We start from the raw sequence: 4,733 nt of genomic DNA on the forward strand, positions 1-4,733 counted from the left end.
CTCATCGCCGAGAACGCCGGCTACCAGGGCGAAGTCATCGTGGAGAAGGTCCGTAACCTGAAGCCCGGCCACGGCCTGAACGCCAGCACCGGCGAGTATGCGGACATGGTCGCCGCGGGCATCATCGACCCCGTGAAGGTCACCCGCTCCGCGCTGCAGAACGCGGGCTCCATCGCCGCGATGGTCCTGACGACGGAGGGTATCGTCGCCGACAAGCCGGAAAAGAAGGACGCTGCGCCCGCCATGCCTGGCGGGATGGGCGGCATGGGCGACATGTACTAAAGCCGGAGACGGTCCGGTCTATAGCAACGCAAAGGGGGCTGACCTCAGGGTCAGCCCCCTTCCTTGTCCTTCGGATGCGGCCAAAGGGTGACGGTAGCCTAATTTCGCTAATAACAACCTATCGCACAACAAAAAGGAGGAAAACTTTAAAAATAGGGTACCTTAAGTGAGTATCCTTTTGCTTCCTAAAGCATATTGTTTGACTAAGGTTCAATCATAACGTTACCCGACGCTGCAGACCGATCCCCTACACCATTGGGCGTCCAAACGGAGAAAACAGTCTATAATAACCTCATGGGACCTGTGCCCATGGCGTCCTGAAAGCGCCTCCGTTGCAGGAGGCGCAGACGCCAAGACGCCGGAACAGAACGGAGAGGATTATTTTTGGACGCTGTTTTCGATAAGGACAAGTACAGGATCGGGAACTTCTCCATCGGTGAAGAGCTCGCCGTCGCGGCGGGCCCCTGCTCCCTGGAGAGCCTTGAACTCGGCATCGAAGTGGCCCAGACCATGAAGCACCTGTGCCGCGAGCGGGGCCTTCCCTACGTCTTCAAGGCGTCCTTCGACAAGGCCAACCGCACCTCCATCCACGCATGGCGGGGGCCAGGTCTGAAAAAGGGACTCGAACAGCTTGAGACGATCAAGGGGACTGCGGCCGTGCCCATCCTGACAGATATCCACGAGAGCTATCAGGCCGAGCCCGTCGGTCAGGTTGCGGACGTCATTCAGATCCCTGCCTTCCTGTGCCGCCAAACGGACCTGCTCGTAGCCGCCGCGAGGACCGGAAAGATCATCAACCTCAAAAAGGCCCAGTTTCTGGCCCCGGAGGACATGGAGTACGCCGCGGCGAAGTGCCGCGAGGCGGGAAACGACCGCGTCATCCTGTGCGAGCGCGGCACCGTGATGGGCTACCGCCACCTCGTCGTCGACATGACGGCCCTTGTGACCATGCGGAACCTGGGGTACCCCGTCATGTTCGACGCCACGCACAGCGTGCAGCAGCCCGGCGGCCTGGGCGGCATGAGCGGCGGGGACAGCGCGCTGGCCCTGCCGCTGGCGCGGGCGGCGGCGGCCGTCGGCATCGACGTCCTGTTCGCCGAAACGCACCCCGATCCCAAAAAGGCCCGAAGCGACGGTCCCAACATGATCCCCCTGGGCGAGATGGGCGCTTTCCTGGATCAGGTGCTGGCCATCCACAGGGCGCGACGGGCGCTGCCCGACGGACTGAGGCAGGACGAGGACGCCCCGGAACGCGGAAGAGAAGGGGGCGAGGCGAGATGACGTCAGCACTTCCGTGCGAGAGGCCCGGAGAGCGGCACTCGGACCATGAGCTCCTGGAGGCGGGGCGCCAGCTCATGAGGACCGAGGCCGCCGAGATCCTGCAGGCAGCGGACCGGGTGGGCCCGGAGCTGACGCGCGCGGCCCACGCCGTCCACGAGTGCAGCGGGCGGGTCGTCGTGGTGGGGCTGGGCAAGTCCGGGCACGTGGGGCGCAAGATATCGGCCACGCTGGCATCGCTTGGGACGCCGTCCTTCTTCCTGCACGCCGCTGAGGCCTCCCACGGGGACCTGGGCATGGTGCGGCGGGAGGACGTGGGGCTCTTCGTCAGCAACAGCGGGACCTCTGCGGAGATCGTGGCGCTGCTCCCCCACTTCCGCCGGCTGGGGGCGATGATGATCGCCATCACGGGGGGCCTTGAGTCCCCCCTGGCGCAGCACGCGGACGTCGTCCTGAATTCGCGCGTCGAGAAGGAGGGCGATCCGCTGCAACTGGCTCCCATGAGCAGCACCACGCTGCAACTGGCCCTGGGCGACGCGCTGGCGGCGATGGTGACGCTGCTGCGGGGACTGAAGCGCGAGGACTTCGCCCTGTTCCACCCGGGCGGGGCCCTGGGACGGCGACTCCTGACGCGCGTCCGCGACGTGATGGGCGGCCTCGGCCAACTGCCCGCGGTGCGGTGCGGCGTTTCCGTACAGGACGCGCTGTTCTCCATCACCAGTAAGGGGTACGGCGCTACCTGCGTCGTGGACGAGGACGGGAGGCTTTGCGGCATCTTTACGGACGGCGACCTGCGCCGCCTGATCGGCCGGCGGGGAACGGACGCCTTTCACGTGAAGATTGAGGACGCGATGACGAAGGACCCCAAGGGCATCAGCCCGGACGCGCTGGCGGCGGAGGCCATGCGCGTCATGGAGCGGGAGGAGATCAGCGTGCTCGTGGCCCTGGAGGACGGGCGTCCCGTGGGGATGCTGCACGTCCATGACCTCCTGAAGTCCGGCATCGCGTGAGGCATATTTCATGAGCAGCAAAAATATCCTGGGGGTCATCCCGGCGCGGTACGCCTCCTCCCGCCTTCCGGGCAAGCCCCTGGCCGACATCTGCGGCAAACCCATGATTCAGCACGTCTACGAGCGCGCCATGGCGGCACGACGCCTTACCCACGTCGCCGTAGCGACGGACGACGAGCGCATCGTATCCGCTGTGAAGGCCTTCGGCGGGTGCGCCGTCATGACCTCTCCGGATCACCCCAACGGCACGAGCCGCGCGGAGGAAGCCCTCCGTATCCTGGCCCCGGACGCAGACGCCGTCGTCAACGTTCAGGGGGACGAGCCTTTGCTGGACCCGGCGATGATCGACGAGGTTGCGGTGCTCCTGGACGAGCCGGGCGTTTGCTTCGCCACGCTGTGCCGCCCCATGGCCGACGCCGACCGGGACAACCCCAACGCGGTGAAGGTCGTCATGGACCGGAACGGCGACGCGCTCTACTTCAGCCGCTCCCTCATCCCCTACCCGCGGAACAAGCCGCGCCTCCCCGTCTACTGCCACATTGGCCTCTACGCCTACACCGCGGACTTCCTCCGGCGCTACGCCGCGCTCCCCATGACGCCGCTCGCGGAGGCGGAATCCCTGGAGCAGCTCAAGGCCTTGGAGCACGGGCACCGGCTCCGCGTCAAGGTCACGGCCTCCAGTGCCGAGGGCGTCGGCGTGGACACGCAGGAGGACCTTGAGCGGGTGAGGGCGATCCTGAGCGAGAGGTCCGGAGCATGACAAACGATACGACGAGGCCGGAGGGGACGGTCCACGCCGCCCTCGCGCTGTACGACCCCAAGGGGACGTACAGCCAACACGCGGGCGTCGTGATGACCTCCATCTTCGAGAACACGGAGGGCCCCGTCGTCGTACACGTGCTGCACGACAGCACGCTAACGGAGGAGGCCCGCGAAAAGTTCCTTCGCACGGCCGCAAAGTACGCGCAGGAAGTCCATCTCATCGACGTCACCCCCTATCGAGACCAACTGGACGCTCGAACGGTGGCCCTCGTTCAAGACGCCTGTTCCGTCGGGACGCTCTATCGCCTCCTCATCCCGGACCTGCTTTCCATCGGCCGGGTCATCTATCTGGACTGCGACACCCTGGTGAACCTGGACCTGAAGGAGCTCTGGGAGGTAAACCTGGACGGAAACTGCCTCGCCGGTGCATTGGACCACCCTGGAACGGGGCTTCGCCGCCTCTCCGCCGAGGCCCTTCGCGTGCGCCTGAACGGCGGGGACCCCGCCTCCTACGTCAACGCCGGCGTCCTGCTGATGGACCTGGACCGCATCCGAGAGCGGGGCAGCCTGTTCCAAGCCTCCATGGACTGGCTCGCCCACAGGGGACACACCGCCCGACTGGCTGACCAGGACATCCTCAACTCCCTGTTCAGAGGCTCCATCAAGCTGCTCGATGGCAGGTTCAACAACCGCCGTCTGGAGGGGGACCCGTCCCACTCCATTCTCCACATGATCAACGAGTCGAAGCCATGGCTGGGGCTGACGGGACTTCCCTCCGAGAGGCTCTACTGGAGGACGTACCTGCGCAGCGCCTGGGGCGAGAACACGACCCGCGACGAGCTGATCGATCTCCTGAGCCGCACCGCCTCCCACACGCCCTCCCTGCACCGCCACACGGCCCAGTGCTGGCGGCGGATCGGCCGCAGGCTCCAGCGCGATGTCCTCTGTGGAGAGCCGGCCCTCACAGCGGGCCTCCTCGTTCGAGAGCTCTTCCACCGCCTCGCCGCAGGACTTCGCGGCGGGCCTTGTTAAGCATGGACGCCGGCCTGCCACCTGCTGCGTTCCTGCTGCGCGACGCAGGAATGGGGGGGGCGGAACGATCGTCCCTGCGGTTGGCGAATGCCCTGGCTCGCCGCGGACTCCCCGTCTCCGCCCTGTTCCTGCACGCACGCGGCCCCATGCTCGCGGGGCTCGTCCCAGAGGTACGGGTCGTTGACCTCCACGGGTCCTTCCTACGCCTCCTGAACGAGGTCCGGCGCGGCAAGTTTGGCTTCCTGCTCCCCGTCTACACCGCCATGCGCGCCCTGCTGACGAAGGTCATCCTGCGAGGTCCCCTCCAGGTCATCCTGTCCCAGCGCAGCATGTTCACGATGGAACGTGGCCCCCTCCAGACGCGCCTCC

General features: G+C 66.2%; 6 protein-coding genes. All 6 read left to right on the plus strand.

Features of this window, described 5'->3' with window-relative positions; all coding sequences use genetic code 11:
• Nucleotides 1-282: TCP-1/cpn60 chaperonin family protein (locus tag Q0629_RS07950; RefSeq protein WP_298781114.1), on the plus strand; the 282-nt coding region annotated here is incomplete at its 5' end.
• A gap of 384 nt (nt 283-666) precedes the next feature.
• Complete coding sequence (gene kdsA, locus Q0629_RS07955) at nt 667-1,563, plus strand: 3-deoxy-8-phosphooctulonate synthase (protein ID WP_298781116.1); 897 nt, start codon at nt 667-669, stop codon at nt 1,561-1,563.
• Entirely contained in the window at nt 1,560-2,570 is a 1,011-nt protein-coding gene (locus tag Q0629_RS07960) for a KpsF/GutQ family sugar-phosphate isomerase (RefSeq protein WP_298781119.1), read from the plus strand. Before kdsA ends, Q0629_RS07960 begins: the two co-directional genes overlap by 4 nt.
• Before the next feature lie 10 nt (nt 2,571-2,580).
• On the plus strand, nt 2,581-3,330 hold the full coding sequence (gene kdsB / locus Q0629_RS07965; RefSeq protein ID WP_298781121.1) for a 3-deoxy-manno-octulosonate cytidylyltransferase: 750 nt from the start codon (nt 2,581-2,583) through the stop codon (nt 3,328-3,330).
• Nucleotides 3,327-4,364 (plus strand): glycosyltransferase family 8 protein, encoded by a 1,038-nt coding sequence (locus Q0629_RS07970; RefSeq protein WP_298781125.1) that lies wholly within the window; start codon nt 3,327-3,329, stop codon nt 4,362-4,364. Before kdsB ends, Q0629_RS07970 begins: the two co-directional genes overlap by 4 nt.
• Before the next feature lie 2 nt (nt 4,365-4,366).
• The coding region (locus Q0629_RS07975) for a hypothetical protein (protein ID WP_298781128.1) at nt 4,367-4,733 on the plus strand (367 nt) is incomplete at its 3' end.

The organism is uncultured Fretibacterium sp., assembly GCF_938030725.1.
Classification (GTDB): Bacteria; Synergistota; Synergistia; order Synergistales; family Aminobacteriaceae; genus Fretibacterium.